Annotated in this window: 22 protein-coding genes; 10 read left to right on the top strand and 12 right to left on the bottom strand. The window is 53.7% G+C overall.

The features are described 5' to 3' along the window. Window positions 1-11 precede the first annotated feature (11 nt). Complete coding sequence (fliB, locus tag RTU33_RS01310; RefSeq protein ID WP_312624758.1) at window positions 12-1,229, bottom strand: flagellin lysine-N-methylase; 1,218 nt, start codon at window positions 1,227-1,229, stop codon at window positions 12-14. A 156-nt stretch (window positions 1,230-1,385) separates the two neighbouring features. Next, window positions 1,386-2,204: an HMP-PP phosphatase gene (gene cof, locus RTU33_RS01315; RefSeq protein ID WP_312624759.1), complete on the bottom strand. Its 819-nt coding sequence runs from the start codon at window positions 2,202-2,204 to the stop codon at window positions 1,386-1,388. A 114-nt stretch (window positions 2,205-2,318) separates the two neighbouring features. Between cof and RTU33_RS01320 the strand changes: the two genes are divergently transcribed. Both RTU33_RS01320 and queC read left to right on the top strand, forming a co-directional pair. Beyond that, on the top strand, window positions 2,319-4,022 hold the full coding sequence (locus RTU33_RS01320) for an SgrR family transcriptional regulator (RefSeq protein WP_312624760.1): 1,704 nt from the start codon (window positions 2,319-2,321) through the stop codon (window positions 4,020-4,022). A gap of 74 nt (window positions 4,023-4,096) precedes the next feature. After that, complete coding sequence (gene queC / locus RTU33_RS01325) at window positions 4,097-4,792, top strand: 7-cyano-7-deazaguanine synthase QueC (protein ID WP_312624762.1); 696 nt, start codon at window positions 4,097-4,099, stop codon at window positions 4,790-4,792. 49 nt (window positions 4,793-4,841) lie between these two features. Here queC and RTU33_RS01330 read toward each other — a convergent pair whose 3' ends face one another. The 9 genes from RTU33_RS01330 to bolA form a co-directional block, all read right to left on the bottom strand. After that, window positions 4,842-5,240 (bottom strand): YbgC/FadM family acyl-CoA thioesterase, encoded by a 399-nt coding sequence (locus tag RTU33_RS01330; RefSeq protein WP_312624764.1) that lies wholly within the window; start codon window positions 5,238-5,240, stop codon window positions 4,842-4,844. A 99-nt stretch (window positions 5,241-5,339) separates the two neighbouring features. Then, the gene (locus RTU33_RS01335) at window positions 5,340-5,714 is read right to left on the bottom strand and encodes a helix-hairpin-helix domain-containing protein (RefSeq protein ID WP_312624766.1); all 375 of its coding nucleotides are present in this window, start codon (window positions 5,712-5,714) and stop codon (window positions 5,340-5,342) included. Window positions 5,715-5,861: 147 nt separating this feature from the next. Then, on the bottom strand, window positions 5,862-7,736 hold the full coding sequence (gene ppiD / locus RTU33_RS01340) for a peptidylprolyl isomerase (RefSeq protein WP_312624767.1): 1,875 nt from the start codon (window positions 7,734-7,736) through the stop codon (window positions 5,862-5,864). A gap of 211 nt (window positions 7,737-7,947) precedes the next feature. Then, a complete protein-coding gene (gene hupB / locus RTU33_RS01345) occupies window positions 7,948-8,220 on the bottom strand; it encodes a nucleoid-associated protein HU-beta (RefSeq protein ID WP_002444653.1) in 273 nt (90 codons plus the stop codon). Window positions 8,221-8,430: 210 nt separating this feature from the next. Continuing rightward, complete coding sequence (gene lon / locus RTU33_RS01350; protein ID WP_312624768.1) at window positions 8,431-10,785, bottom strand: endopeptidase La; 2,355 nt, start codon at window positions 10,783-10,785, stop codon at window positions 8,431-8,433. Between the two features lie 183 nt (window positions 10,786-10,968). Further along, on the bottom strand, window positions 10,969-12,243 hold the full coding sequence (gene clpX / locus RTU33_RS01355) for an ATP-dependent protease ATP-binding subunit ClpX (RefSeq protein WP_312624769.1): 1,275 nt from the start codon (window positions 12,241-12,243) through the stop codon (window positions 10,969-10,971). A 107-nt stretch (window positions 12,244-12,350) separates the two neighbouring features. After that, entirely contained in the window at window positions 12,351-12,974 is a 624-nt protein-coding gene (gene clpP / locus RTU33_RS01360) for an ATP-dependent Clp endopeptidase proteolytic subunit ClpP (protein ID WP_097161504.1), read from the bottom strand. A gap of 257 nt (window positions 12,975-13,231) precedes the next feature. Then, complete coding sequence (gene tig / locus RTU33_RS01365; protein ID WP_312624770.1) at window positions 13,232-14,530, bottom strand: trigger factor; 1,299 nt, start codon at window positions 14,528-14,530, stop codon at window positions 13,232-13,234. Window positions 14,531-14,877: 347 nt separating this feature from the next. Next, window positions 14,878-15,195: a transcriptional regulator BolA gene (gene bolA, locus RTU33_RS01370; protein ID WP_312624771.1), complete on the bottom strand. Its 318-nt coding sequence runs from the start codon at window positions 15,193-15,195 to the stop codon at window positions 14,878-14,880. 321 nt (window positions 15,196-15,516) lie between these two features. Between bolA and RTU33_RS01375 the strand changes: the two genes are divergently transcribed. From RTU33_RS01375 to RTU33_RS01410, 8 genes are all read left to right on the top strand, one after another. Beyond that, window positions 15,517-16,095 carry a lipoprotein gene (locus RTU33_RS01375; RefSeq protein WP_097161501.1) on the top strand — a complete coding sequence of 193 codons (579 nt, stop codon included), beginning with the start codon at window positions 15,517-15,519 and terminating at the stop codon, window positions 16,093-16,095. A gap of 43 nt (window positions 16,096-16,138) precedes the next feature. Then, window positions 16,139-17,614 carry a muropeptide MFS transporter AmpG gene (ampG, locus tag RTU33_RS01380; protein ID WP_312624913.1) on the top strand — a complete coding sequence of 492 codons (1,476 nt, stop codon included), beginning with the start codon at window positions 16,139-16,141 and terminating at the stop codon, window positions 17,612-17,614. 468 nt (window positions 17,615-18,082) lie between these two features. Next, window positions 18,083-19,027: a cytochrome o ubiquinol oxidase subunit II gene (cyoA, locus tag RTU33_RS01385; RefSeq protein WP_312624773.1), complete on the top strand. Its 945-nt coding sequence runs from the start codon at window positions 18,083-18,085 to the stop codon at window positions 19,025-19,027. Between the two features lie 18 nt (window positions 19,028-19,045). Continuing rightward, window positions 19,046-21,037, top strand: coding sequence for a cytochrome o ubiquinol oxidase subunit I (cyoB, locus tag RTU33_RS01390; protein WP_312624774.1), 1,992 nt, complete (start codon window positions 19,046-19,048; stop codon window positions 21,035-21,037). Then, window positions 21,027-21,641 carry a cytochrome o ubiquinol oxidase subunit III gene (locus RTU33_RS01395; RefSeq protein WP_154160238.1) on the top strand — a complete coding sequence of 205 codons (615 nt, stop codon included), beginning with the start codon at window positions 21,027-21,029 and terminating at the stop codon, window positions 21,639-21,641. Before cyoB ends, RTU33_RS01395 begins: the two co-directional genes overlap by 11 nt. Beyond that, on the top strand, window positions 21,641-21,967 hold the full coding sequence (locus tag RTU33_RS01400; RefSeq protein ID WP_312624776.1) for a cytochrome o ubiquinol oxidase subunit IV: 327 nt from the start codon (window positions 21,641-21,643) through the stop codon (window positions 21,965-21,967). Before RTU33_RS01395 ends, RTU33_RS01400 begins: the two co-directional genes overlap by 1 nt. 11 nt (window positions 21,968-21,978) lie before the next feature. Beyond that, window positions 21,979-22,866 (top strand): heme o synthase, encoded by an 888-nt coding sequence (cyoE, locus tag RTU33_RS01405; protein ID WP_312624777.1) that lies wholly within the window; start codon window positions 21,979-21,981, stop codon window positions 22,864-22,866. A gap of 149 nt (window positions 22,867-23,015) precedes the next feature. Next, window positions 23,016-24,380, top strand: coding sequence for an MFS transporter (locus tag RTU33_RS01410; protein WP_312624778.1), 1,365 nt, complete (start codon window positions 23,016-23,018; stop codon window positions 24,378-24,380). Between the two features lie 68 nt (window positions 24,381-24,448). On the opposite strand, the gene RTU33_RS01415 is transcribed toward RTU33_RS01410, so the two are convergent. Next, window positions 24,449-25,966, bottom strand: coding sequence for an aldehyde dehydrogenase family protein (locus RTU33_RS01415; protein WP_312624779.1), 1,518 nt, complete (start codon window positions 25,964-25,966; stop codon window positions 24,449-24,451). Window positions 25,967-26,126 lie beyond the last annotated feature (160 nt).

Here is a 26,126-nt window from a genome sequence, read left to right on the forward strand (position 1 = left end):
CGCCGATTTCTTTAACCAATCAATAGCAGGCAGGAGAGATCGTCCCCGGCATTGATCATATCGATCGCTTTCTCCATCCGGCGGTCGATCGTTGACGAATGCAGGGTATGCTCTGCAAGACTTGCCACGATCTTCAGTACCGCCTTTTCGTCCGGCACTTCTTCCAGCGATTTCACACTCAGCAAATGCTTAATATAGAAATAGTCGAGGATCAGACGGTAAACCTGGCGCATGGCCTTTGAGTAATCCACCCCGGGGAAATGGCTGTGGTAAATTTTGTAGGTCAGCAAATTACGCAGCACATGCGGGGCGCTAAGGCAGGAATCCTGGCACACTAGCTGCCATTGCTTATCCAGTGCGGCAAATTTGTCAGCGAGCACTTGCAGGTCCGGACTTTCGGCGACGTCTAAATACGTTGCCATCTGCCGGTGCGCCTCACCGATAATGCCATCCCTCGCGCTATTTCTCGCGATCAGCGAACCCAGCACGGACAGTGCACGCACCTTCAGTCCAACCGAGTCCGTAGCCGATGGGCGATGGATCAGGTTCGCGCCATGCGCCAGATCGTTTAATAGCTGCTGATGGAGCTGCTCTGCCTGCGCGAAATGGCGGTGCAGGTCGAACTCAATGCGTTGCAGGTACACCATAAAGTGCGCCAACGCCATCAGATTCTGTTCAACGTTCACCGAAGGCGCCTGCAGGAGGTGCCAGGCAAAGAGATGGACAACCTGGTGGATTTGATTAACCGGTTGCCGCTGGCCGATAAGGTTGATTTTCGCCTTCGCCAGCAGCTCATCCTGTTCATGTACTAACATGCTGTTTGCATCGAACAACACCAGCCTCGCAACCTCCGGGCATGAGAGCGTCATTAAATGACGTGTTTCATCAGCGTAGCGTATTTTAGAACGTGGATAGGTTGAACAGGTGACTGAAAGCGCCTTTTCCCCAAGCTCCCGGTGGACCAGGCATAACTTATTTTCGTCGATAAACGGACACTGTCCCTGCTCGTCCAGCTTGATCATCGAATAATTGCTTTTACCTTTTCGCACCCGCAGCAGGCTCTCTTTTGCCAGAGCGGCAATTTCTGGCTGTTCAGCGTTGAGGTAAGCATGATGGGTTTTCTTGTCGATGGATATCTTCCATCCCTGACAGCAGGAGATCAGGCATTCGGGGCCGACGCAGGCAAACTTCTTCACGAACTCCGGTTTGATCACTTTATGGATTTGCATAGCATTCTTCACGTGTAAAAGGCGAAAAATAGCACGCTGTCAGAAAAGATTAATAACACCATAACCTGACGTTTTAACGAGCATTTCGCCCGTTCCGGAGCGCCAAAGAAAAAAGCCAGACCTCATCAGAGGGCTGGCTTGCCGGAAGGGTCTCATTCATTCGGGGGAATAAGGGAGATGTGGAGTATCCAGCCAATGCGTTAAATAGTGGGAGACCGCCTGATTCTGGCAGTGCCCGATTACCGGTAAGTGCGGCAGCGCCGCTTTCAGCTGCGGCATGGCGTTGCCCATAATCAACCCCTTCCCTACCAGCCCCAGCATTTCGCTGTCGTTCATCGCATCACCAAACGCCATACAGTCAGCCATTGTCATGCCCAGGTGACCGCTAAGGGCGGTGAGCGCCGCTCCTTTGTTACAGCCAACCGGCAGCACTTCCAGACATTCAAATGCAGAAAACGTGAGGTGCGCGCGATCGCCGATGGCGTCATTCAGCTGGATGCGCAGGCGGCTGAGATCGTCATGATCGCCGCAGAAACAGATTTTAGTGACGTCATGGGCGGGCAGCCGTTTGAAATCACAGAGCTGATAGCGGAAGCCGCTGTAAACATGCGCCTGGAGCATGTCAGGAATATCCCGGTCGGTAAGCCAGCCGCTGTCGTTGAATACGTGCATGCTCGCCTGCGTATCCCAGTGGCCGTGCAGAACCAGATCGGCCACTTCCGGATTAAGATCGCTACGATGGAGAACATCCCCTTCCAGCGAGTGAATGCGCGTGCCGTTGCCGGTAATGAGGAAAGCATCGAGAGAAAAATTACCGATCAGGTGGCGCATTTCGAGCACGTGGCGGCCTGTGGCAAACGTCAGCGTGATTTCCCGCTCGTGCAGGCGCTTCAGGGTACTTAACGTTTTTTCACCCAGGCGATGGTCGGGCATCAGCAGTGTTCCGTCCATATCAAATGCAGCCAGTCGTGCCATATGCTTCCCCGAAAGTATGATGTAAGTCGCTTGTCCAAAAGTATCGCCTGAGATATACGGAAGGAATAGTGAATGAATGTTCTTTATTGTTCCGGGTTTATCAGGACAGAAGCGATGCGGCAACTCAACAGACTCAATCAATTCCAACGCCTGTGGCAACCCTCCGCCGGAGCGCCGCAGCAGATTACCGTAGCAGAGCTGGCGGAACGCTGTTTTTGCAGCGAAAGGCACGTGCGTACCCTGCTGCGCCAGGCGCAGGACGCGGGATGGCTGAGCTGGCAGGCACAGTCCGGTCGTGGCAAGCGCGGCACGCTGACCTTTCATGTGACACCAGAAAACCTGCGCAATGAGATGATGGAGCGGGCGCTGGAGCTTGGCCAGCAACAAAATGCCCTGGAGCTGGCGCAGCTGGCCGCGCCGGAGCTGCGGGCGCTGCTGCATCCTTTTTTAGGCGGTCAGTGGCAGAACAACACCCCGACGCTTCGCATTCCTTACTACCGCACGCTTGAACCGCTGCATCCCGGCTTTTTACCGGGGCGTGCCGAGCAGCATCTGGCCGGGCAAGTGTTCTCGGGTCTGACGCGTTTTGCTCATGATAAAGATGAGCCAGTGGGCGATCTGGCGCATCACTGGGAAGTCTCCGACGACGGGCTGCGCTGGCACTTTTATATCCGCTCAACGCTGTACTGGCATAACGGCGATCCGGTGGATACCACACAGCTCTGGCGTCGGCTGGAAATGTTGCTCACTCTGCCAGCGCTGCGGACGCTGTTCGCCAGCGTGCAGAACATTGCCGTAACGCACGCACAGTGCCTGACCTTCACGCTGGTGAAGCCAGACTATTGGCTGGCTTATCGTCTCGCCAGCTACTGCAGCGTACTTGCGCACCCGGACAATGCCGCTCTTGGCACCGGCCCTTTCCGTCTGAACGTATTCGAGCCTGAACTGGTACGGCTGGAGAGCCACAGCCGCTATCATCTCAGCCACCCACTGCTACAGGCCATTGAGTACTGGATCACGCCACAGCTGTTTGCCCAGGATCTGGGGACCAGCTGTCGTCATCCGGTTCAGCTTGCCATTGGTGAAGCAGATGATTTGCGTAATTTACGCCCCGTCAGCGACAGCATCAGCCTGGGGTTCTGCTATCTGACGCTCAGAAAAAGCCCGCGTTTGACAACCGCTCAGGCGCAGAAGCTGATTGCGCTTATCCACCAGACGTCGTTGATGCAGACCCTGCCGCTGGACGAAAACCTGATCACCCCAAGCCAGGAACTGCTGCCGGGCTGGGCGATTCCTCTGGCGGCAGAGACGGATTCCGTTATATTTCCGCCAGCGCTGACGCTGATTTATCATCTCCCCGTTGAGCTGCATACGATGGCAGAACAGCTGCGACAGGCACTTGCTCTGGCAGGATGTGAGCTGACGGTCATTTTCTACGACGCCAAAACCTGGGACGGCTGCGTTGAACTGGCAAAGGCCGATTTGGTGATGGGCGACAGGCTCATTGGTGACACGCCGGAGTATACCCTTGAGCAGTGGCTGCGCTGCGATCCGCTCTGGCCGCATACCTTGAGCGCTGCACAATATGCCCACCTTCAGGCAACGCTGGATGCAGTACAAACCCAACGGCAAGCGGCATCGCGACACGCTGCACTGCAAAACGTCTTCCACCATTTGATGGAAGATGCCGTGCTGACGCCGCTGTTTAACTATCAGTACAGAATCAGCGCGCCGCCTGGCGTCAACGGGATACGACTGAACGCGCGGGGCTGGTTTGATTTCACCGAAGCGTGGCTTCCGGCATCCACATCGACGTAAAGCACGTGTTGTCGCTGGTGGACGTAACGCTCAGGCGTTACCATAGCGTTTTCTCAGAATTGACAGGATTTGCTATGAAACGCGCCGTTGTGGTTTTCAGCGGAGGTCAGGACTCCACCACCTGCCTGGTACAGGCTCTCCAGCAGTATGACGAAGTGCACTGCGTAACCTTTGATTACGGGCAGCGCCATCGTGCAGAGATCGACGTGGCGCGTGAACTGGCATTAAAACTCGGCGCCCGTGCCCACAAAGTCCTGGACGTGACGTTGCTTAACGAACTGGCTGTCAGCAGCCTGACGCGCGACAGCATTCCTGTACCGGACTACGAGCCGGAGGCTGACGGCATTCCGAATACGTTCGTTCCCGGCCGCAATATTCTGTTTCTGACGCTGACCGCGATTTATGCCTATCAAGTTAAAGCCGAAGCGGTGATTACCGGCGTGTGCGAGACCGATTTTTCCGGCTACCCGGACTGCCGGGATGAGTTCGTGAAAGCACTCAACCACGCGGTCAATCTCGGCATGGCCAAAGAGATTCGCTTTGAAACCCCACTGATGTGGATTGATAAAGCCGAAACCTGGGCGCTGGCTGATTACTGGGGACATCTCGAGCTGGTGCGAAGCGAAACCCTTACCTGCTATAACGGCATTAAGGGTGACGGCTGTGGGCACTGTGCCGCCTGTACCCTGCGCGCCAATGGCCTGAATCACTATCTGGCAGACAAAGCTGGCGTGATGGCAGCCATGAAGGCGAAAACGGGTCTGAAATAACCCATCATCCCCGGCGGTAAAAATGCCAGCCGGGGATTATCTCGCCGAATTACCCCACCATTGCTTCCAGATGTTCGCGAAGCTCACCTTCCAGCGCCAGCGCCTTTTGCGTTTTCAGATCGATGCAAACAAACGTGATTTGTGCGTCTGCCACCACTTCGCCCTCAGGCTCCAGGGTCACGACCTGGCTCAACACGCCGCTTTTACCGTTTAGCTGCTGCACCTTGCTGGTGACGGAGAGCAAATCGCCCAGCACCGCAGGGCGGCGATAGTTGATGTTGATATTCACCACCACAAACGCGATGTTGTGCTTCGTCATCCACTGGAATCCGGAGCTGTTTTCCAGCCCGTCCCAGCGGGCTTCTTCTAAAAACTCCAGATAGCGGGCGTTATTGACGTGCTGGTAGACATCGAGGTGATATCCGCGAACTTTGATTTGAGTCTGCATAGCGCAATAGCCTTTCTTATTAATAGAGTCAGAGGTCGCACACTGGTACGACCTCTTTAGTCTGGCATTTTTTTACAACTGTGCAACCTCTTGCCGGGGTCAGAGCATCAGATGCGAAAGATTTCTTTCAACCAGGGCGCCTCCCATCCCCGGCACCTGACGCAAATCATCGATACTTTTAAAAGGGCCGAACTCCTCACGGTAGCTGATAATAGCCTGGGCTTTTTTGAGCCCGACGCCGTTCATCACGCGGGCAAGCTCTTCAGCGCTGCCGGTATTAATGCTGACCTTATCGCCGTTGCCCCGATCGTTTTTGGTGGATGCAGCACTTTTCTCAGTTCCGGGGGACATTGTCGCCGCGGCTTTGACATCTGGCGGCGCTTTTCCCGTGGCGGTGGCCGCAAGGGTCTGCGAGCTGAAACCTGAGCCGATAAGCATTAAGACGAAAAGTAGCGTTTTGATTCCTGTTTTCATGCTGTTATCTCCTTGTTTGTTGACAGCGAGGTCACCATAACCGGACAGCGAAAACAGCGCTAAGGGCAGATTTCAAAAATGGAAAAGGCCGCGAAAGCGGCCTTTTGTTATTGCAGTTCGTTACGAAAATCTGCGAGCGTGCCCGAATTATTGCTGCTGTTCAGCAATGTCACCCAGCTTGATTTTCGCTTCTTTGCGCAGGTTCGCCATCAGTGCTTCAAAGGCCACCTGAGCATTGTTCTGAGTGATGCCCTGCACCATCGCTTTTTTCTGCTCTTCCGGCATGGTGCCATCTTTCACTTCATCCAGCGAAACCAGAACCACGTTACCCTGCATGTCAGAGCCAACGCCATAGCTTGCCTTATCCTTCTGCGGTAACGGCAGCGTGAACGCAGTCTGGCTCAGCGGATCCTGACCGGTACGGCTCAGCGTTTTTGCTGCACTGAAGCTCAGGTTAGCGGCTTTCATGGCCTCATCGCCTTTGCCCGCTTTCAGGTCGGCCAGCAGCTTCTCAGCCGTCAGGTTAGCCTGCTGCGTTGCTTTGGTGTGCTTCACGATATCCGTGACCTGATCCTTCACCTCAGCCAGAGGCTTAACGGCTTCTGCTTTATGCTCGCTAACGCGCAGAACAAACGCACGGTCACCGTCGACGGTGATGATGTCGGAGTTACTGCCAGGCGTGCCGTTTTCACCTACCAGGCCACCGTTGAAGATAGCATCAGAAACGGGTTTGAAGTTCAGCTCCGCCGGGAGATTATCATGACCAAACCAGCCGGTTTCGATCGCTTTGATACCGGATGCCTGCTCGGCGCCCGCCAGGGATTCGTTATCGTTGCTGGCCGCATCGCTGACTTTCTGCTGCATTGCGTAGTAGGCATCAAGCGCTTTTTCCTGCTTCACTTTCGCCGCGATTTCATCACGTACTTCTGCCAGCGGTTTCACCTTCGCAGGCACCACGTCATCAAGACGGGCAACCAGGAAACCCACGCTGGATTTGATCACACCAGACAGCTGACCTTTCTCTTTCAGACCGGCATTTTTCAGCTCGTCCGGCGTGGTAGAGGCTTCCAGCCAGCCCATGTCGCCACCATTTTTGGCGGAGATGATATCGGTGGATTTTGCCTTCGCAACGTCAGCAAAATTCGCCCCTTTGTTGATTTCATCCAACGCAGCTTTCGCATCGGATTCTGTTTTGGTCTGTATGACGCTGTAGCGCACGCGCTGTGGCTGGGTGAACTGATCCTGATGCTGATCGTACCAGGACTGAATATCCGCGTCAGAGGCCGTTTCCTGCAGGCTGGCAGCATCCAGTTTGATGTAGCTGACGCGGAACTGCTCCGGTGCGACAAACTGGTTTTTATGCTGCTCGTAGTAGCTGGTAATTTCCTGATCGCTGACCTGCTGCTTCGCTGCCAGCGCATTTACATCAATCGTGGCTTCACGGACGACACGCTGCTGAGAAACAAGAGCCGCCAGCTGGTCAGTTTCGCCGGGTAGCATGAATTCAGAGCCAACAATGGCGTTGATCAGCTGCTGGGTCACCAGCTGGTTACGCAGCGCCTGCGCATACTGATCGGTGGTCATGCCCATCTGGCCGACGATCCCGCTGAAGCGCTGGTTGTCGAATTTGCCGTTAGACTGGAAAGCCTGAGTCTGGAAAATCGCCTGCTTCACCTGATCGTCGCTGATGCCGAGATTCAGATGTCTGGCGTACTGGTCGAGGAGCGATTCATCAATCAGGCGGTTGAGCACCTGCTGACGCATCGTTTTCATATAATTTTCGTTAGAAGCCAGCTCGGAGAACCGATCGCCTAACTGCTGCTGCATGCGATTTCTTTCGCTGGCAACGGCATTCTCATACTGCGCGCGACCAATTTCCTGGCCATTCACTTTTGCGGCATATTCTTTGTTACCGCCAATCAGGTAGCTACTCACGCCGGTCAAAATGAACGACACGATAATGATACCGAAAATAATCTTGAGCACGACGCTATTGGCTGCCGTACGTAAGGAGTCCATCATGGTGTAACAACGCTCCGCTGTAGGTGACTTTAAACCTTGCACAGCATAGCACGAGAGCGGCTGCGCACGATGACGTATTTTGGCAAGAAACGAGGGGTATTGTCAGCCTGAAAGTCGCCTGAAGCCGCTGAAAATCAGACTAAACAAATAAAAAAGGCACATCTGATGATGCGCCCTTGTACTTTGTCACGTTCCCGGGGAGGGAAAGCGATCAGTTTACCGCGTCTTTCAGTGCCTTACCTGCACGGAAACCCGGAACTTTAGCAGCAGCAATGGTGATCTCTTTACCGGTTTGCGGGTTGCGACCAGTACGGGCAGCACGCTCTTTAACAGCAAAAGTACCAAAACCTACCAGCGCAACGTCATCCCCAGCCTGCAGAGACTCAGTAACGGAAGCGATCAAAGCATCTAACGCACGGCCAGCAGCAGCTTTAGAAATATCCGCACCTGCAGCAATTTTGTCAATCAGTTGAGATTTGTTCACTGTTCTCTTCCTCTCTTTATAATTTATATCGCACTGGAATCCTTCGCAGTACGACGGCGCAGCAGTTATATCAGGAGTGTCATGCCCTTACAACACCCGTTGCCTATGACATACCCAACCAGCAATCTAAATTAGCTATACAAAAAAAGGCTGGCAAGTGCGAAATCACTTCCCAGCCCCATTTTTATTAACGCTCTTTGCGCGAAGTCACTATTTTGCGCTTACAACCTGCATGCCGTAAGGAGCATTTTGCAGTGCAAGGGCAAGAACCTCTTCAATGCGCTTGACCGGATGGATGTCCAGATCGGCAATCACGTTATCCGGAATCTCTTCCAGATCGCGTTTGTTTTCATCCGGAATCAGAACAGTCTTAATGCCACCGCGGTGTGCCGCCAGCAGTTTTTCCTTCAGACCGCCGATCGGCAGAACCTGACCGCGCAGCGTGATTTCACCAGTCATGGCAACATCGGCTCTCACCGGGTTACCCGTCAGGCATGAAACCAGCGCGGTACACATAGCAATACCCGCACTCGGACCGTCTTTCGGCGTTGCGCCTTCCGGCACGTGAACGTGGATGTCGCGTTTTTCGTAGAAGTCGCCGTTGATGCCGAGCTTCTCTGCACGCGCGCGAACGACGGTCAGCGCCGCCTGGATGGATTCCTGCATCACTTCGCCAAGGGAGCCGGTATAAGTCAGCTTACCTTTGCCCGGCACGCATGCTGTTTCGATGGTCAGCAGATCGCCGCCCACTTCGGTCCACGCGAGGCCCGTTACCTGACCGACACGGTTTTCATCATCCGCACGACCATAGTCGAAGCGCTGCACGCCAAGGTAATCATGCAGGTTGTCACCGTCGATGGTGATGTGCTTGAGCGTCTTATCCAGCAGCAGCTGTTTCACCGCTTTACGGCACAGTTTGGAGATTTCACGCTCCAGGCTACGCACGCCCGCTTCACGGGTGTAGTAACGAATGATGCCGATGATTGCGCTGTCTTCAACCGTGATTTCGCCTTTTTTCAGGGCGTTACGCTCAATCTGTTTTGGCAACAGGTGACGTTTCGCGATGTTCAGCTTTTCATCTTCGGTATAGCCGGAGAGGCGAATCACTTCCATACGATCCAGCAGCGGCGCCGGAATATTCATGGAGTTAGAGGTCGCCACAAACATCACATCGCTGAGATCGTAATCGACTTCCAGATAGTGATCGCTGAACGCCACGTTCTGTTCTGGATCAAGCACTTCCAGCAGCGCAGATGCCGGGTCGCCGCGCATGTCCGAAGACATTTTGTCGATTTCATCCAGCAGGAACAGCGGGTTTTTAACGCCCACTTTCGCCATTTTCTGAATCAGCTTGCCCGGCATGGAACCGATATAAGTACGGCGGTGACCACGAATTTCCGCTTCGTCACGCACGCCGCCCAGCGCCATACGAATGTACTTACGCCCTGTTGCTTTGGCGATGGACTGGCCCAGAGAGGTTTTACCCACACCAGGAGGCCCAACCAGGCACAGAATTGGCCCTTTAAGCTTGTTAACGCGGCTCTGGACTGCGAGATACTCAAGGATGCGATCTTTCACGCGTTCCAGACCGTAGTGGTCGGTATCGAGGATCTCCTGCGCCTGGCGCAGATCCTTTTTAACTTTACTGCGCGCGTTCCACGGAACCTGAACCATCCAGTCGATATAGCCGCGCACGACGGTCGCTTCTGCGGACATAGGCGACATCATTTTCAGCTTCTGAAGCTCGGCTTCCGCCTTCTCTTTTGCCTCTTTCGGCATCTTAGCGGCGTCGATTTTACGCTTCAGCGCTTCGTTTTCGTCCGGCGCATCGTCCATCTCACCGAGCTCTTTCTGAATGGCTTTCATTTGCTCGTTCAGATAGTACTCGCGCTGAGATTTTTCCATCTGTTTTTTGACGCGATTACGGATACGTTTCTCAACCTGCAGCAGGTCAATTTCCGATTCCATCATCGCCATCAGGTATTCCAGACGCTCGTTGATGTCAGACATTTCCAGTACAGACTGCTTGTCCGACAGCTTAAGCGGCATGTGTGCAGCAATGGTGTCTGCCAGACGAGCTGGATCGTCGATGCTGTTCAGCGACGTCAGCACTTCCGGTGGGATTTTCTTGTTCAGCTTGATATAGCCTTCAAACTGGCTAATCGCCGTGCGCACCAGCACTTCCTGCTCGCGCTCTTCGATATCCGGCGAATCAAGGTATTCAGCCTTCGCCGAGAAATGCTCGCCGTTGTCTGACAATGCGGAAATGCGCGCACGCTGAAGGCCTTCGACCAGCACTTTTACGGTGCCGTCAGGCAGTTTCAGCATCTGCAAAATAGAGGCCACGGTCCCGACGGTGAAAAGATCGTTTACACCCGGCTCATCCGTTGACGCGTCTTTCTGAGCAACCAGCATGATTTTTTTATCATGGTCCATGGCAGCTTCGAGACAACGGATAGATTTTTCCCGCCCTACAAATAAGGGAATGACCATGTGCGGATAAACCACCACATCGCGCAACGGCAATACGGGGATTTCAATGCGTTCAGAACGCTCAGGATTCATAGAGCTCTCTCTTAGTTTAATGTCCGCCAGGGTAGTCAGTGGCGTTACTGTGATGACGCCACCGTTAACATGTAATCCAGTATATGGGGATGTTTCCCACACATTCAACGGCAGGAATACAGGAAAAGCAAAAGGGGGATAAAATATCCCCCTTTTCGTTAACTAACTGAGTAATTTGGTGAATTATTCGCCAGATGCCTGCTGCGTTTCGCTGGTACCGTAAATCAACAGCGGCTTGGTCTGGCCGTCGATAACGGACTCGTCGATCACCACTTTTTCGACGTCTTCCATGGAAGGCAGATCGTACATAGTGTCGAGGAGAGCGGCTTCAACGATAGAACGCAAGCCACGGGCACCGGTTTTACGGGCCATCGCTTTGCGGGCAATCGCGTCCAGCGCTTCATCGCGGAACTCAAGATCCACACCTTCAAGACTGAACAGCGCCTGATACTGCTTGGTCAGCGCATTTTTCGGCTCTTTCAGGATCTGAATCAGCGCGTCTTCACTCAATTCGTTGAGCGTTGCGACAACCGGCAGACGACCAATGAACTCAGGGATCAAACCGAATTTAATCAGGTCACCCGGTTCAACCTGCTCCAGCAGCTCGCCTTCGTTCGCTTTTTCAGATTTTGCCTTCACCGTTGCGCCGAAACCGATGCCAGAACCTGTTTCAACGCGGTTAGCGATCACTTTATCCAGGCCGGCAAACGCACCGCCGCAGATAAAGAGAATCTTAGAGGTATCGACCTGCAGGAACTCCTGCTGTGGATGCTTACGTCCGCCCTGTGGTGGAACCGCAGCCACGGTGCCCTCGATAAGCTTCAACAGAGCCTGCTGAACGCCCTCGCCGGACACGTCACGGGTAATCGACGGGTTATCCGATTTACGGGAAATTTTGTCGATTTCATCGATATACACGATACCGCGCTGCGCTTTCTGTACGTCATAGTCGCACTTCTGCAGCAGCTTCTGGATGATGTTTTCCACGTCTTCACCCACGTAACCAGCTTCGGTCAGGGTGGTGGCATCCGCCATGGTAAATGGCACATCCAGTAGACGCGCCAGCGTTTCAGCCAGCAGCGTTTTACCGGAACCGGTTGGGCCAATCAGCAGAATGTTACTTTTGCCGAGCTCCACGCCGTTGCTGGTATCGCCGTTACGCAGACGTTTGTAGTGGTTGTATACCGCCACGGCCAGCACTTTCTTCGCTCTTTCCTGACCGATAACGTAATCGTCCAGGTGATGACGAATTTCATGCGGCGTCGGCAGTGCACTGCGCTCACGATGCGGAGCGACTTCCTTAATTTCTTCGCGAATGATGTCGTTACATAAATCAACGCATTCGTCGCAGATATACACTGACGGACCGGCGATCAGCTTGCGCACTTCATGCTGGCTTTTGCCGCAAAAAGAGCAGTACAACAGTTTGCCTGAACCGTCTTTGCGTTTATCTGTCATGAGTCCAAACCTCTTTCTATGTTCTTTGTGCCGCACATGACGACGCAAATGCCAGTCTTAACGGAATGCCACCCTTCTACAGTATAGCGGCACTCATCATAGTGGCATTAATTACGATGGGTCAAAATGGAGTCGACCAGTCCGTACTCCACGGCTTCTGCCGCGGACAGGAAGCGATCGCGCTCCGTATCGCGCTCAATCTGCTCAAGAGAGTGCCCCGTGTGATGCGCCATAAGTTCATTCATGCGCGCTTTAACTTTCAGGATTTCTTTCGCGTGGATCTCAATGTCCGTCGCCTGACCCTGGTAGCCGCCCAGCGGCTGGTGAATCATTACGCGGGAGTTTGGCAGGCAGAAACGCTTGCCCTTCGCCCCGGCGGTCAGCAGGAATGCGCCCATGGAACAGGCCTGCCCCATACAAATAGTGCTGACGTCTGGCTTGATGAACTGCATAGTGTCGTAAATCGACATGCCTGCGGTGATCACGCCGCCCGGTGAGTTGATGTACAGGTAAATGTCTTTTTCCGGGTTTTCCGCTTCCAGAAACAGCATCTGCGCTACGATCAGGTTTGCCATGTGGTCTTCCACCTGGCCGGTCAGAAAGATAACGCGCTCCTTCAGAAGACGAGAATAGATATCAAAAGAACGTTCGCCGCGTGAGGTCTGTTCGATGACCATTGGCACCAGGGCCATATGGGGTGCAAAGTTATCTCGTTCGCCACTGTATGACATGTCCGTCTCCTGGATAAAAAGTGAATATACCTGCTGTACTGATTGTAACCTTGCGGACGGATCATCAGCCAGTCTGTCTGTTGCTTCCCCTTTTATGGGGGCGGCAGTGCCCTGTTTCAAGCATAACAATATTTTGCTGTAACGCTAACACCGAAACCGCGTTTTGGCACGCTTCGTCATCTATTACAGCAATAAAAAAACCCGTCACCAGAAGGTAACGGGTTTTTCGCTCAAACTTTAAACGGCAAAGGCGTTAATTACGCCTGCTGGTTCATCAGTTCGTTGAAAGTAGTGGCTTTTTCAGACACTTTCGCTTTGTTCAGAACGGCTTCAACAGCCTGCTCTTCCAGCGCGACGTTACGCATGTTGTCCATCAGCTCTTTATTTTTGCTGTAGAACTCGATCACTTCTTTCGGATCTTCGTAAGCAGAAGCCATCTCTTCGATCAGGCCTTTAACGCGGTCTTCGTCAGCTTTCAGCTCGTTGGTGCGAATCACTTCGCCCAGCAGCAGACCAACAACAACGCGGCGTTTAGCCTGCTCTTCGAACAGCTCGCGCGGCAGCTCCATCGCTTGTTTAGCGTTACCGCCAAAGCGCTGCGCAGCCTGCTGGCGCAGAACATCGATTTCACCGTCAATCAGGGCTGCTGGCACGTCGATGTTGTTGGCGTTAACCAAACCTTCGATTGCCTGAGACTTGATGCGGTTTTTCACCGCGCCTTTCAGCTCGCGATCCATGTTTTTACGCACTTCAGCACGCAGGCCGTCTACGGAACCATCTTCAACGCCGAAACGCTTAATGAATTCTGCAGTCAGTTCTGGCAGCTCACGCTCTTCGACTTTCTTCAGGTTGATAGCGAATTTCGCTGCTTTACCTTTCAGATTTTCTGCATGGTACTCTTCAGGGAAGGTCACGTCGATGGTGAACTCTTCGCCCGCTTTATGGCCTTTGATTCCGTCTTCAAAGCCTGGGATCATACGACCCTGGCCCATTGCCAGGACGAAATCAGTGGCTTTGCCGCCTTCGAACTCTTCACCGTCTACGGAACCAGAGAAGTCAACGGTCACGCGATCTTCATCAGCAACAGCGCCGTCTTTCTCTTTCCAGGTCGCCTGCTGCTTGCGCAGGGTCTCCAGCATGCCGTCAACGTCAGCATCGGTCACTTCAACCACTGGTTTTTCAACTTCGATAGCTTCCAGACCCTGCAGTTCAACTTCCGGATACACTTCGAACTCAACGGCATAGGTGAAGTCTTCACCCTGTTTGTACTCACCTGGAACGTAGTTCGGGGAGCCAGCCGGGTTGATTTTCTCTTTGATGATCGCATCAACGAAGTTGCGGCTCATCAGGTCGCCCAGCACGTCCTGGCGAACAGAGGCGCCATAGCGCTGAGCAACAACATTCATCGGTACTTTCCCTTTACGGAAACCGTCGATGCGAACTTTTTTCGCTACGTTGACCAGCTCGCTTTTAACAGCGTTTTCGATGCTGTCAGCAGCGATAGTAATCGTTACACGGCGGCCAAGGCCCTGAGTGGTTTCAACTGAAACTTGCATCTTGTTACCTCAAAAAAATCACAGTGCTCGGTCAACTCTGGAAGCGCGTATCGCAAACTTCGCAGAACCGGGATGTCCGCTTCATTACAGAAGTACAATCCCTGTTGCCAGAATCATCCCGAAGACATTCCGAAAATAAGACGCAGCATTATAGCGGCATCACTGTAGTGAGTCGAGAACGGGAATGCCGCACGGGTGCGCCATTTTTCACAGTTTTGAGGTAATTTTGCCCTAAAAAATGCGTCTCTCGCTCAAAATTCAAGCAAAACAAAACGGCCCGCAGGCCGTTTCTCAATAATTCTGTACGCAACATACTGGAAAAGTTCCGACAGTTGCAAATGTGAATTCTATGCGATTGTACCTGCACCACGACATGGCGGGGAAGCAAAGATCGTATCCTGCAACCCTTCCCATTCCTTAACGGTGTAGGTATGCAGCGCCAGCGCGTGCACGGTCGTGGACAATTCAGCGGTTAACGTGCCGTAAATCATTCGGTGACGATTAAGAAAACGTTCTCCAGAAAAGCGATCGCTGACCAGCACCACTTTAAAGTGACTTTCGGAGCCAGCCGGAACATTGTGGCGATAGCTTTCATCCACCACTTCGAGGAATAAGGGGTCAAACGCCGCCCTCAGTTTTTCTTCTATCTTTTCACGTATCATCATGAATTTACTCCTCCGACAACGCTGAGATGCCGCCCTTCCTTTTAAATGTTAGCCGCTTTTACCGTTTCCATAACATGAAAACAACAAAAATTTAGCTTTCGTCCTGGTTTCTCAGTCAAACGGATGAAGTTTGCGAACTCTGCCATGCGAATTATCGCAAAAAAGAGGATGAAACCGGGCCTGAGCTCAGAAAACAGTCAACACGATGAATTTACATGCATCACCCACTTCCCCTCGTCGTTGGCGATGTTATGATGGCGGGAATTTTTCGCCCGTTGAACTTTAAGTCCATTAAACAGCTGAAACGCCGAGAGTCTTAACATGTTAAAAAAAATCCTCTTCCCGTTGGTTGCGATGTTTATGCTGGCCGGTTGTGCCAAGCCGCAAACCACCATTGATGTCTCCCCTAAAATCACGCTGCCTTCCCAGGATCCAAGCCTGATGGGCGTTACCGTCAGCATCAACGGCGCGGATCAGCGTCCGGATCAGGCGCTGGCTAAAGTCACCCGTGACAATCAACTGGTTACGTTAACCGCTTCCCGCGACCTGCGTTTCTTGCTGCAGGAAGTGCTTGAGAAACAAATGACCGCGCGCGGCTACATGATTGGGCCAAACGGCGCTGTCGATCTGCAGATCATCGTCAACAACCTGTATGCAGATGTCTCTCAGGGCAACGTGCGTTACAACATCGCGACCAAAGCGGATATCGCCATCATTGCCACCGCGAAGAACGGCAACAAGATGACCAAAAACTACCGTGCAAGCTACCAGGTTGAAGGGGCTTTCACCGCCAACAACCAGAACATTGCTAACGCGGTGAACAGCGTGCTGACGGATACCATCTCCGATATGGCACAGGACACCAGCGTCCACGACTTCATCAAGCAGAACGCCCGTTAATCCTTTCTGACCCGGCCTCGTGCCGGGTCAGTTATTTATGCCCATGTCGACTCACTACTTTCGCTTTTTCCAGCAGCCCAAATCAGCCATTCTGCTGATTCTCGGCTTCGCCTCCGGCCTCCCGCTGGCGCTCACCTCCGGCACGCTTCAGGCGTGGATGACCGTTGAGAACATCGATCTTAAAACCATCGGCTTCTTTTCTCTCGTTGGCCAGGCCTACGTCTTTAAGTTCCTCTGGTCACCGATGATGGATCGCTACACGCCGCCGTTTTTAGGGCGACGTCGCGGCTGGCTGTTGACCACCCAGGTATTGCTGTTGCTCTCGATTGCCGCGATGGGCTTCCTTGAACCGTCGAGTCAGCTGCGCTGGATGGCGGCACTGGCGGTCGTGATTGCTTTTTGCTCCGCCTCGCAGGACATCGTGTTCGATGCGTGGAAAACGGACGTGCTCCCTCCGGAGGAACGCGGAACCGGTGCAGCCATCAGCGTGCTCGGCTACCGTCTGGCAATGCTGGTATCCGGTGGTCTCGCGCTGTGGCTGGCCGATCAATGGCTTGGCTGGCAGGCGATGTACTGGCTGATGGCTGCCCTGATGATACCCTGCATTATCGCAACATTGCTGGCACCAGAACCGAGCGACGTCATTCCGGCACCGAAGACTCTGGAAGAGGCCGTGGCCGAACCCCTTCGCGACTTCTTTGGTCGTAATAATGCCTGGCTGATTCTGCTGCTGATCGTCCTTTATAAGTTGGGTGATGCGTTCGCGATGAGCCTCACCACAACCTTCCTGATTCGCGGCGTTGGGTTCGACGCAGGCGAAGTGGGCGTGGTGAATAAAACACTGGGTCTTTTCGCCACCATTCTTGGCGCACTCTACGGCGGCGTGCTGATGCAGCGTTTATCGCTTTTCCGCGCGCTGCTAATTTTCGGCATTTTGCAGGGTGCTTCCAACGCCGGTTACTGGCTGTTATCAATCACGGATAAGCACATGCTGAGCATGGGGACCGCCGTCTTCTTCGAAAACCTCTGCGGCGGCATGGGCACCTCGGCGTTCGTTGCCCTGTTGATGACGCTGTGCAATAAGTCATTTTCCGCAACCCAGTTCGCGCTGCTGTCAGCACTCTCCGCCGTCGGGCGCGTCTATGTTGGGCCGATTGCTGGCTGGTTTGTGGAAGCCCACGGTTGGCCGACCTTCTATCTGTTCTCCGTCTTTGCCGCCGTTCCGGGTATTTTGCTGTTGCTGCTGTGCCGCCAGACGCTGGAATACACCTGGCAAAGCGAAAGTTTTATGCCGCGTACGGCGTTTAAAGCTGGCTACTCAGTCGCACTGAGAGTACTGGCTATCGGCTGTCTGGTACTGGCTGTCTGGCTGGCGCTGCTGATCCTCAACGCGCTGGATCTGACGACGTTTTCCTTCCTGACCGGCCTGCTGGAAATCGGCGCGCTGATTGCGGTGTTCGGGATTGTGCTGGGCGGGGCTCTTGACGCGCTGGCGCTGCGAAAAACACGTCTGGCTTGAGCAATAAATAAACATTATTTGCCGTTGTAGTTACCGTCTGTAATTATAACGGCAATAATCCATTCATTTTTTTCGATTGTTATTTTGTGCGTTATATATTTCGGAAATTACTGGAGCTATTTAAATTGAGGATATTTCCTTAACCGATTCAGCCAAAGAACGATTATTTTATTGTTTTCCCGATGTCGTCACTTTGATAATTAATTGTTAACCATTTGTGTTGTTTTGCCATTGGTTATACCTTTTACCAGGCGATTACATTTTTTCACTCCCGTTTTGTTATAAAACTGCGACAGTGCGCTATCTGCCTGGATTTTAGACACAATCGGCAACATCTGTGACAGGCCCGGCAGAACCCGGTAACACCCGAAAGACACTTCTCCAATCATGTTTACAGTAATGTAACCTTCCCGTAAAATGCCCCCACACTTTAAACGCCACCAAATCCCGTGGAATTGAGGTCGTTACATGAGACTCAGGAAATACAATAAAAGTTTGGGATGGTTGTCATTACTCGCAGGCACTGTTTTGCTCAGTGGCTGTGATTCTGCGCTACTTGACCCCAAAGGACAGATTGGACTGGAGCAACGTTCGTTGATACTGACGGCTTTTGGCCTGATGTTAATCGTCGTCATTCCCGCCATCTTGATGGCAGTTGGTTTCGCCTGGAAGTACCGTGCGAGCAACAAAGATGCGAAGTACAGCCCTAACTGGTCACACTCCAATAAAGTGGAAGCTGTGGTCTGGACGGTGCCTATCCTTATCATCCTGTTCCTTGCCGTGCTGACCTGGAAAACAACGCACGCGCTTGAGCCTAGCAAACCGCTGGTTCATGACGAAAAGCCGATCACCATTGAAGTCGTTTCAATGGACTGGAAATGGTTCTTCATTTATCCGGATCAGGGCATTGCCACCGTTAACGAAATCGCCTTCCCGGCAAACGTTCCGGTGCAGTTCAAAGTGACCTCCAACTCCGTGATGAACTCGTTCTTTATCCCACGTTTAGGTAGCCAGATTTATTCGATGCCTGGTATGCAGACCAACCTGCACCTGATCGCGAATGAAGCAGGCACCTACGACGGTATCTCCGCCAGCTACAGTGGCCCGGGCTTCTCCGGAATGAAGTTCAAAGCCATTGCCACACCGGATCAGGCAACGTTTGATCAGTGGGTCGCGAAGGTGAAACAGTCTCAGAGCACCATGAATGACATGGCCGCTTACGAGAAACTGGCTGCACCGAGCGAATACAACAAGGTGGAATACTTCTCCAGCGTGAAACCAGACCTGTTTGTTGATGTTATCAACAAATTTATGGGGCACGGTCACATGGACATGAGCCAGCCTGCCGGTGAGCACGCCTCACACGAAGGGATGGAAGGCATGGACATGAGCCACGCGGAAACCGCTCACTAAGGGGCCGAGGAAGAAACGATGTTCGGAAAATTAACACTGGATGCAGTGCCCTACCACGAACCGATTATCGTGGTTACGGTGGCTGCCATTATTATCGGGGGTCTGGCGCTGCTGGCGCTGATCACTTACTTCGGTAAGTGGACCTACCTGTGGAAAGAGTGGCTGACGTCTGTCGATCACAAAAAACTCGGCATCATGTACTGCATCGTCGGTATTGTGATGCTGATTCGTGGCTTTGCTGACGCCATCATGATGCGTAGCCAGCAGGTACTCGCCTCGGCGGGTGAAGCTGGCTTCCTGCCACCGCACCACTACGATCAGATCTTTACCGCTCACGGCGTTATCATGATCTTCTTCGTGGCGATGCCGCTGGTTATCGGCCTGATGAACGTGGTTGTTCCTTTGCAGATCGGCGCGCGCGACGTTGCGTTCCCGTTCCTGAACAACCTGAGCTTCTGGTTCACCGTCGTCGGCGTTATCCTGGTTAACCTCTCGCTCGGCGTCGGCGAGTTCGCTCAGACCGGCTGGCTGGCTTATCCGCCGCTGTCGGGCATTGAGTACAGTCCGGGCGTCGGGGTCGATTACTGGATTTGGGCTCTTCAGCTCTCCGGTATCGGTACAACGCTGACGGGGATTAACTTCTTCGTTACCATCATCAAGATGCGTGCGCCTGGCATGACCATGTTCAAGATGCCTGTTTTTACCTGGGCTTCCCTGTGCGCTAACATCCTGATTATTGCGTCGTTCCCAATCCTGACCGTCACCATCGCGCTGCTGACCCTTGACCGTTATATCGGTACCCATTTCTTCACTAACGAAATGGGCGGCAACATGATGATGTACATCAACCTGATTTGGGCCTGGGGCCATCCGGAAGTGTACATTCTGGTGCTGCCGGTGTTTGGTGTGTTCTCCGAAGTGGCAGCCACCTTCTCCCGCAAGCGTCTGTTTGGTTACACCTCGCTGGTGTGGGCAACCGTGTGTATTACCGTTCTGTCGTTCATCGTCTGGCTGCACCACTTCTTCACCATGGGTGCGGGCGCGAACGTAAACGCCTTCTTCGGTATTGCCACGATGATTATCGCGATCCCAACCGGGGTTAAGATCTTCAACTGGCTGTTCACCATGTATCAGGGCCGTATCGTGTTCCATTCTGCGATGCTGTGGACCATCGGCTTTATCGTCACCTTCTCGGTCGGCGGTATGACCGGCGTTCTGCTGGCGGTACCGGGCGCGGACTTCGTGCTGCACAACAGCCTGTTCCTGATTGCGCACTTCCATAACGTCATCATCGGCGGTGTGGTGTTCGGTTGCTTCGCAGGGATCACCTACTGGTGGCCGAAAGCCTTTGGCTTCACCCTGAACGAAACCTGGGGCAAACGCGCCTTCTGGTTCTGGATCATCGGCTTCTTCGTGGCGTTTATGCCGCTGTACGTGCTGGGCTTCATGGGCATGACCCGTCGCCTGAGCCAGCAGATCGATCCGCAGTTCCACCCAATGCTGGTTGTTGCAGCCTGCGGTGCGGCGCTGATTGCCTGCGGTATCCTGTGCCAGCTGATTCAGTACTACGTCTCTATTCGCGACCGCGAGCAGAACCGTGATCTGACCGGTGACCCATGGGGTGGTCGTACGCTGGAGTGGGCAACATCCTCTCCTGCGCCGTTCTACAACTTTGCCCACGTACCGCACGTTCATGAGCGTGACGCGTTCTGGGAAATGAAAGAGAAAGGCGAAGCGTACAAGAAACCTGCAGGCTATGAAGAGATCCACATGCCGAAAAACAGCGGCGCCGGCATCGTGATTGCGGCCTTCGCGACTATCTTCGGTTTTGCCATGATCTGGCATATCTGGTGGATGGCGATCGTCGGCTTCCTCGGCATCGTGATCAGCTGGATTGTGAAAAGCTTCGACGAGGACGTGGATTACTACGTGCCGGTTGCAGAAATCGAAAAACTGGAAAATCAGCATTTCGATGAGATCTCAAAGGCAGGGCTGAAAAATGGCAACTGATACTCTGACAAACGCGCACGCCCACGCGCACGAACATGGGCACCATGATACAGGGCCGACGAAAGTCTTCGGCTTCTGGATCTACCTGATGAGCGACTGCGTTCTGTTCTCTATTCTGTTCGCGACCTACGCGGTGTTGGTAAACAACACCGCCGGTGGCCCGGCAGGTAAGGACATTTTCGAGCTGCCGTTCGTGCTGGTTGAAACTGCCCTGCTGTTATTCAGCTCCATCACCTACGGCATGGCAGCGATCGCCATGTACAAAAACAACAAGAGCCAGGTTATCTCCTGGCTTGCCCTGACCTGGCTGTTCGGTGCAGGGTTCATCGCGATGGAAATCTACGAATTCCATCACCTGATTGTTGAAGGTATGGGCCCGGATCGCAGCGGCTTCCTGTCCGCGTTCTTCGCGCTGGTCGGCACCCACGGTCTGCACGTGACTTCTGGTCTTATCTGGATGGCAGTACTGATGTTCCAGATTAGCCGTCGCGGCCTGACCAGCACCAACCGTACCCGTATCCTGTGCCTGAGCCTGTTCTGGCACTTCCTGGACGTGGTGTGGATCTGCGTGTTCTCTGTAGTCTATCTGATGGGGGCGATGTAATGAGTCATTCAACCGATCACGGCGCTTCCCACGGCAGCGTAAAAACCTACATGACAGGCTTTGTCCTGTCGATCATCCTGACGATTATCCCGTTTGCGATGGTGATGAACGGTTCGGCTTCGCACCTTGCCATGATTGGCTGCGTGCTGGCAGCAGCGGTAGTACAGATCGTGGTGCATCTGGTGTGCTTCCTGCACATGAACACCAAGTCAGATGAAGGCTGGAACATGACGGCTTTCGTCTTTACTGTGCTAATCATTGCGATTGTGGTGGTAGGTTCAATCTGGATCATGTGGAACCTTAACTACAACATGATGGTTCGATAAGAGCGGCGAGTATGTTTAAGCAATACCTGCAAGTTACAAAACCAGGCATCATCTTCGGTAACCTGATCTCGGTGATCGGCGGTTTCCTGCTGGCCTCCAAGGGCCACATCGATTACCCGCTGTTTATCTACACTCTGGTTGGCGTGTCGCTGGTCGTTGCGTCCGGCTGTGTGTTCAACAACTACATCGACAGGGATATCGACAAGAAGATGGAACGAACCAAGAATCGGGTGCTGGTTAAAGGCCTGATTTCTGCGAACGTTTCGCTGGTGTATGCCACTTTGCTGGGTATTGCTGGCTTCGCTCTGCTGTGGTTCGGCGCGAATCCGCTGGCCTGCTGGCTTGGCGTAATGGGCTTCGTGGTGTACGTCGGCGTTTATAGCCTGTATATGAAGCGCCATTCCGTTTACGGCACGCTGATTGGTTCCCTTTCTGGCGCGGCGCCGCCGGTAATTGGCTACTGTGCCGTGACCGGCAGCTTTGACAGCGGTGCGGCCATTTTGCTGGCGATTTTCAGCCTCTGGCAGATGCCGCACTCCTACGCCATCGCGATTTTCCGCTTCAAGGATTATCAGGCGGCCAACATTCCGGTTCTGCCGGTTGTTAAGGGAATTTCCGTTGCCAAGAACCACATCACGCTCTACATCATCGCCTTCGCCGTTGCGACACTGATGCTCTCTCTGGGCGGTTATGCCGGATACAAATATCTGGTGGTGGCCGCCGCGGTGAGCGTCTGGTGGCTCGGGATGGCGCTGCGCGGGTACAAAGTGGCAGATGACAGAGTCTGGGCGCGCAAGCTGTTCGTCTTCTCAATCGTTGCGATTACCTCGCTTTCGGTGATGATGTCCGTCGACTTTATGGTGCCGGATTCACATTCCGTGCTGGCTTACGTCTGGTAAACCCAGCTAACCGGTCAAAAGGGTGCTTCGGCACCCTTTTTTATTCGCATTATCAATAAAATCCCGATGTAATATTTGTTACACAACCCCTTATTTACCCTGCCCTTCCCTGGCCTTACACTAAGCGCTGCTTTTATTCTGAGGTGGAAATGAACGATTTTAAAATGACGCCGGGCGAACTGCGCGCAACCTGGGGTTTAGGGACCGTATTCTCACTGCGCATGCTCGGCATGTTTATGGTTCTGCCCGTTCTGACCACCTACGGCATGGCGCTACAGGGCGCAAGCGAAGCGCTGATTGGCATCGCCATTGGTATTTATGGCCTCGCTCAGGCGGTGTTTCAGATCCCCTTCGGCCTGATGTCCGATCGCATTGGCCGCAAGCCGTTGATTATCGGCGGCTTACTGATTTTCGTCCTCGGCAGCGTGATTGCCGCACTCTCTGACTCCATCTGGGGCATCATTCTTGGCCGCGCATTGCAGGGTTCCGGCGCGATTGCCGCCGCCGTGATGGCGCTGCTGTCCGACCTCACCCGCGAGCAGAACCGAACCAAAGCGATGGCATTTATCGGCGTCAGCTTTGGCGTCACGTTCGCTATCGCCATGGTGCTCGGTCCGATTATCACCCACAGGCTTGGCCTGCATGCCCTGTTCTGGATGATCTCAGGACTTGCCACGCTGGGTATTTTACTGACGCTGTGGGTCGTGCCGAACAGCGAGAACCACGTCCTGAACCGCGAATCCGGCATGGTAAAAGGCTGCTTCAGCAAGGTGCTGATGGAGCCAAAACTGCTGAAGCTCAACTTCGGCATCATGTGTCTGCACATTCTGCTGATGTCGACGTTTGTTGCCCTGCCAGGCCAGCTTGAGGCCGCAGGATTCCCGGCAGCGGAACACTGGAAAATTTACTTCGTCACCATGGTCGTCTCCTTTGTCGCCGTGGTGCCATTTATCATCTATGCCGAAGTAAAACGCCGCATGAAGCGCGTCTTCCTGCTCTGCATCGCCCTGATTCTGATTGCGGAAATTGTGCTCTGGGGATCGGGGGCTTACTTCTGGGAGTTGGTTGCAGGCGTGCAGCTGTTCTTCCTTGCCTTCAACCTGATGGAAGCGCTGCTGCCGTCGCTCATCAGTAAAGAATCCCCGGCGGGCTATAAAGGCACCGCGATGGGCATCTACTCCACCAGCCAGTTTTTGGGTGTCGCTATCGGCGGCTCACTCGGCGGCTGGCTGGATGGATACTTCGACTCACAAACCGTGTTTCTGATGGGGGCTCTTCTGGCTACGGTCTGGCTACTGGTGGCGATGACCATGCAGGAGCCGCAATACGTCAGCAGCCTGCGTATCGCCATTCCTGATGGTATTGACGCCAACGAGCACCTGAAAAACCGCCTGCTGGCGAAAGAGGGCGTGAAAGAAGTACTCGTCATCGCCGCAGAACGTTCGGCGTACGTAAAAATCGACAGTAAAGTGACCAACCGCTACGACGTCGAAACCCTGATAGCCAATCCTTAAACGGGCGATACAGAAAAATGAACGGCTTCCCCAGGGAAGCCGTTGTGATATTTGCGCCTGATAAAAAATCAGAACAGGCCTAACGGTGCCGTGCCGTAGCTCACCAGAATATTTTTGGTGTGCTGATAAGCATCCAGCGCCATTTTGTGGGTTTCGCGTCCTACGCCGGACTGCTTGTAGCCGCCAAACGCCGCGTGTGCCGGGTAGACGTGGTAACAGTTCGTCCAGACTCGTCCCGCTTTAATTCCTCTTCCCATGCGGTAGGCAAGATTGCTGTCCCGCGTCCAGACGCCAGCCCCCAGGCCATACTGCGTGTCGTTGGCCAACGCCAGCGCTTCCGCCTCATCCTTAAAGGTCAGGATACCGATCACCGGGCCAAAGATCTCCTCCTGGAAGCTGCGCATGGCGTTGTTGCCTTTGATCAGGGTCGGCTGAATGTAGAAGCCGTTATCCAGATCGTTGACCATCGCCTTATCTCCGCCCGTGAGGATTTTCCCGCCCTCTTCGCGGGCAATATTGATATACGACATGATCTTATCGTACTGCTGACGCGAGGCCTGCGCGCCAATCATGGTGTCTGTGTCAAACGGATCGCCGCGGCGGATATTAGCGATTTTCGCCATCACGCGTTCCATAAACGGCTCGTAAATCGACTCGTGGATCAGCGCACGTGACGGACAGGTACAGACTTCACCCTGGTTGAAGAAGCCCAGCACCAGCCCTTCCACCGCTTTTTCAATAAAGGACTCTTCGGCGTCCATGACGTCGGCAAAGTAGATATTCGGTGATTTTCCGCCAAGCTCCACGGTACAGGGGATAATGTTCTCTGCCGCACAGGCCATAATGTGCCGCCCAACCGGCGTCGATCCGGTAAAGGCAATCTTCGCAATGCGCTTGCTGGTTGCCAGCGCCTCACCTGCTTCACGGCCGTAGCCCTGAACGATGTTCACTACGCCCGCCGGGAAGAGGTCACCGATAATTTCCATCAGCAGCGTGATGCTTAACGGCGTCTGTTCTGCAGGCTTGAGCACCACGCAGTTACCCGCCGCCAGCGCTGGAGCGAGCTTCCACGCCGCCATCAGCAGCGGGAAGTTCCAGGGGATAATTTGCCCAACCACGCCCAGCGGCTCGTAGAAATGGTAAGCCACCGTATTTTCGTCAATCTCCGCCGTACTGCCTTCCTGGGCGCGTAAACAGCCCGCAAAATAGCGGAAGTGATCCACTGCCAACGGAATATCCGCATTCAGCGTTTCACGCACGGGTTTACCATTATCCCAGCTTTCGGCAATCGCCAGCCTCTCCAGATGCTCTTCAATCCGGTCAGCGACCTGCAACAGCAAATTAGAGCGATGCTGCGCGGAGGTTTTACCCCAGGCCGCCGCAGCGCGATGGGCCGCATCCAGCGCCTTATCAATATCCGCTGCGCCGGAACGCGGGAACTGGCCGATGTTACTGCCATCCACGGGCGAGGTATTCATGAAGTACTCGCCGTTCACGGGTTCGACGAACTGACCGTCGATGTAGTTGCCGTAGGTGGCCTGAAGCGTGATCAGGGCACCCGGTTTGCCAGGATGTGCATAACGCATGGCGAACTCCTTCTGTAGGGTTGAGGAACAGCGGCGTGACTCTATTTGGTCTCGCGTACTGTTGTTCAACCAATGCATCCAGCATGCCAGAATTCACACGGCCTCATAATTTATTTAATATCAATAACTTAATAATTTAGATACATGGACAGAGTGCATT

Origin of the sequence: Scandinavium sp., assembly GCF_032012665.1 — a bacterium.
Lineage (GTDB): Bacteria > Pseudomonadota > Gammaproteobacteria > Enterobacterales > Enterobacteriaceae > Scandinavium.

Excerpts from the sequence above, each read along its gene's own strand:
- fliB (WP_312624758.1), bottom strand. The coding sequence starts at position 1,229 with ATGCAAATCCATAAAGTGATCAAACCGGAGTTCGTGAAGAAGTTTGCC.
- cof (WP_312624759.1), bottom strand. The coding sequence starts at position 2,204 with ATGGCACGACTGGCTGCATTTGATATGGACGGAACACTGCTGATGCCC.
- RTU33_RS01320 (WP_312624760.1), top strand. The coding sequence starts at position 2,319 with ATGCGGCAACTCAACAGACTCAATCAATTCCAACGCCTGTGGCAACCC.
- queC (WP_312624762.1), top strand. The coding sequence starts at position 4,097 with ATGAAACGCGCCGTTGTGGTTTTCAGCGGAGGTCAGGACTCCACCACC.
- RTU33_RS01330 (WP_312624764.1), bottom strand. The coding sequence starts at position 5,240 with ATGCAGACTCAAATCAAAGTTCGCGGATATCACCTCGATGTCTACCAG.
- RTU33_RS01335 (WP_312624766.1), bottom strand. The coding sequence starts at position 5,714 with ATGAAAACAGGAATCAAAACGCTACTTTTCGTCTTAATGCTTATCGGC.
- ppiD (WP_312624767.1), bottom strand. The coding sequence starts at position 7,736 with ATGATGGACTCCTTACGTACGGCAGCCAATAGCGTCGTGCTCAAGATT.
- lon (WP_312624768.1), bottom strand. The coding sequence starts at position 10,785 with ATGAATCCTGAGCGTTCTGAACGCATTGAAATCCCCGTATTGCCGTTG.
- clpX (WP_312624769.1), bottom strand. The coding sequence starts at position 12,243 with ATGACAGATAAACGCAAAGACGGTTCAGGCAAACTGTTGTACTGCTCT.
- clpP (WP_097161504.1), bottom strand. The coding sequence starts at position 12,974 with ATGTCATACAGTGGCGAACGAGATAACTTTGCACCCCATATGGCCCTG.
- tig (WP_312624770.1), bottom strand. The coding sequence starts at position 14,530 with ATGCAAGTTTCAGTTGAAACCACTCAGGGCCTTGGCCGCCGTGTAACG.
- bolA (WP_312624771.1), bottom strand. The coding sequence starts at position 15,195 with ATGATGATACGTGAAAAGATAGAAGAAAAACTGAGGGCGGCGTTTGAC.
- RTU33_RS01375 (WP_097161501.1), top strand. The coding sequence starts at position 15,517 with ATGTTAAAAAAAATCCTCTTCCCGTTGGTTGCGATGTTTATGCTGGCC.
- ampG (WP_312624913.1), top strand. The coding sequence starts at position 16,139 with ATGTCGACTCACTACTTTCGCTTTTTCCAGCAGCCCAAATCAGCCATT.
- cyoA (WP_312624773.1), top strand. The coding sequence starts at position 18,083 with ATGAGACTCAGGAAATACAATAAAAGTTTGGGATGGTTGTCATTACTC.
- cyoB (WP_312624774.1), top strand. The coding sequence starts at position 19,046 with ATGTTCGGAAAATTAACACTGGATGCAGTGCCCTACCACGAACCGATT.
- RTU33_RS01395 (WP_154160238.1), top strand. The coding sequence starts at position 21,027 with ATGGCAACTGATACTCTGACAAACGCGCACGCCCACGCGCACGAACAT.
- RTU33_RS01400 (WP_312624776.1), top strand. The coding sequence starts at position 21,641 with ATGAGTCATTCAACCGATCACGGCGCTTCCCACGGCAGCGTAAAAACC.
- cyoE (WP_312624777.1), top strand. The coding sequence starts at position 21,979 with ATGTTTAAGCAATACCTGCAAGTTACAAAACCAGGCATCATCTTCGGT.
- RTU33_RS01410 (WP_312624778.1), top strand. The coding sequence starts at position 23,016 with ATGAACGATTTTAAAATGACGCCGGGCGAACTGCGCGCAACCTGGGGT.
- RTU33_RS01415 (WP_312624779.1), bottom strand. The coding sequence starts at position 25,966 with ATGCGTTATGCACATCCTGGCAAACCGGGTGCCCTGATCACGCTTCAG.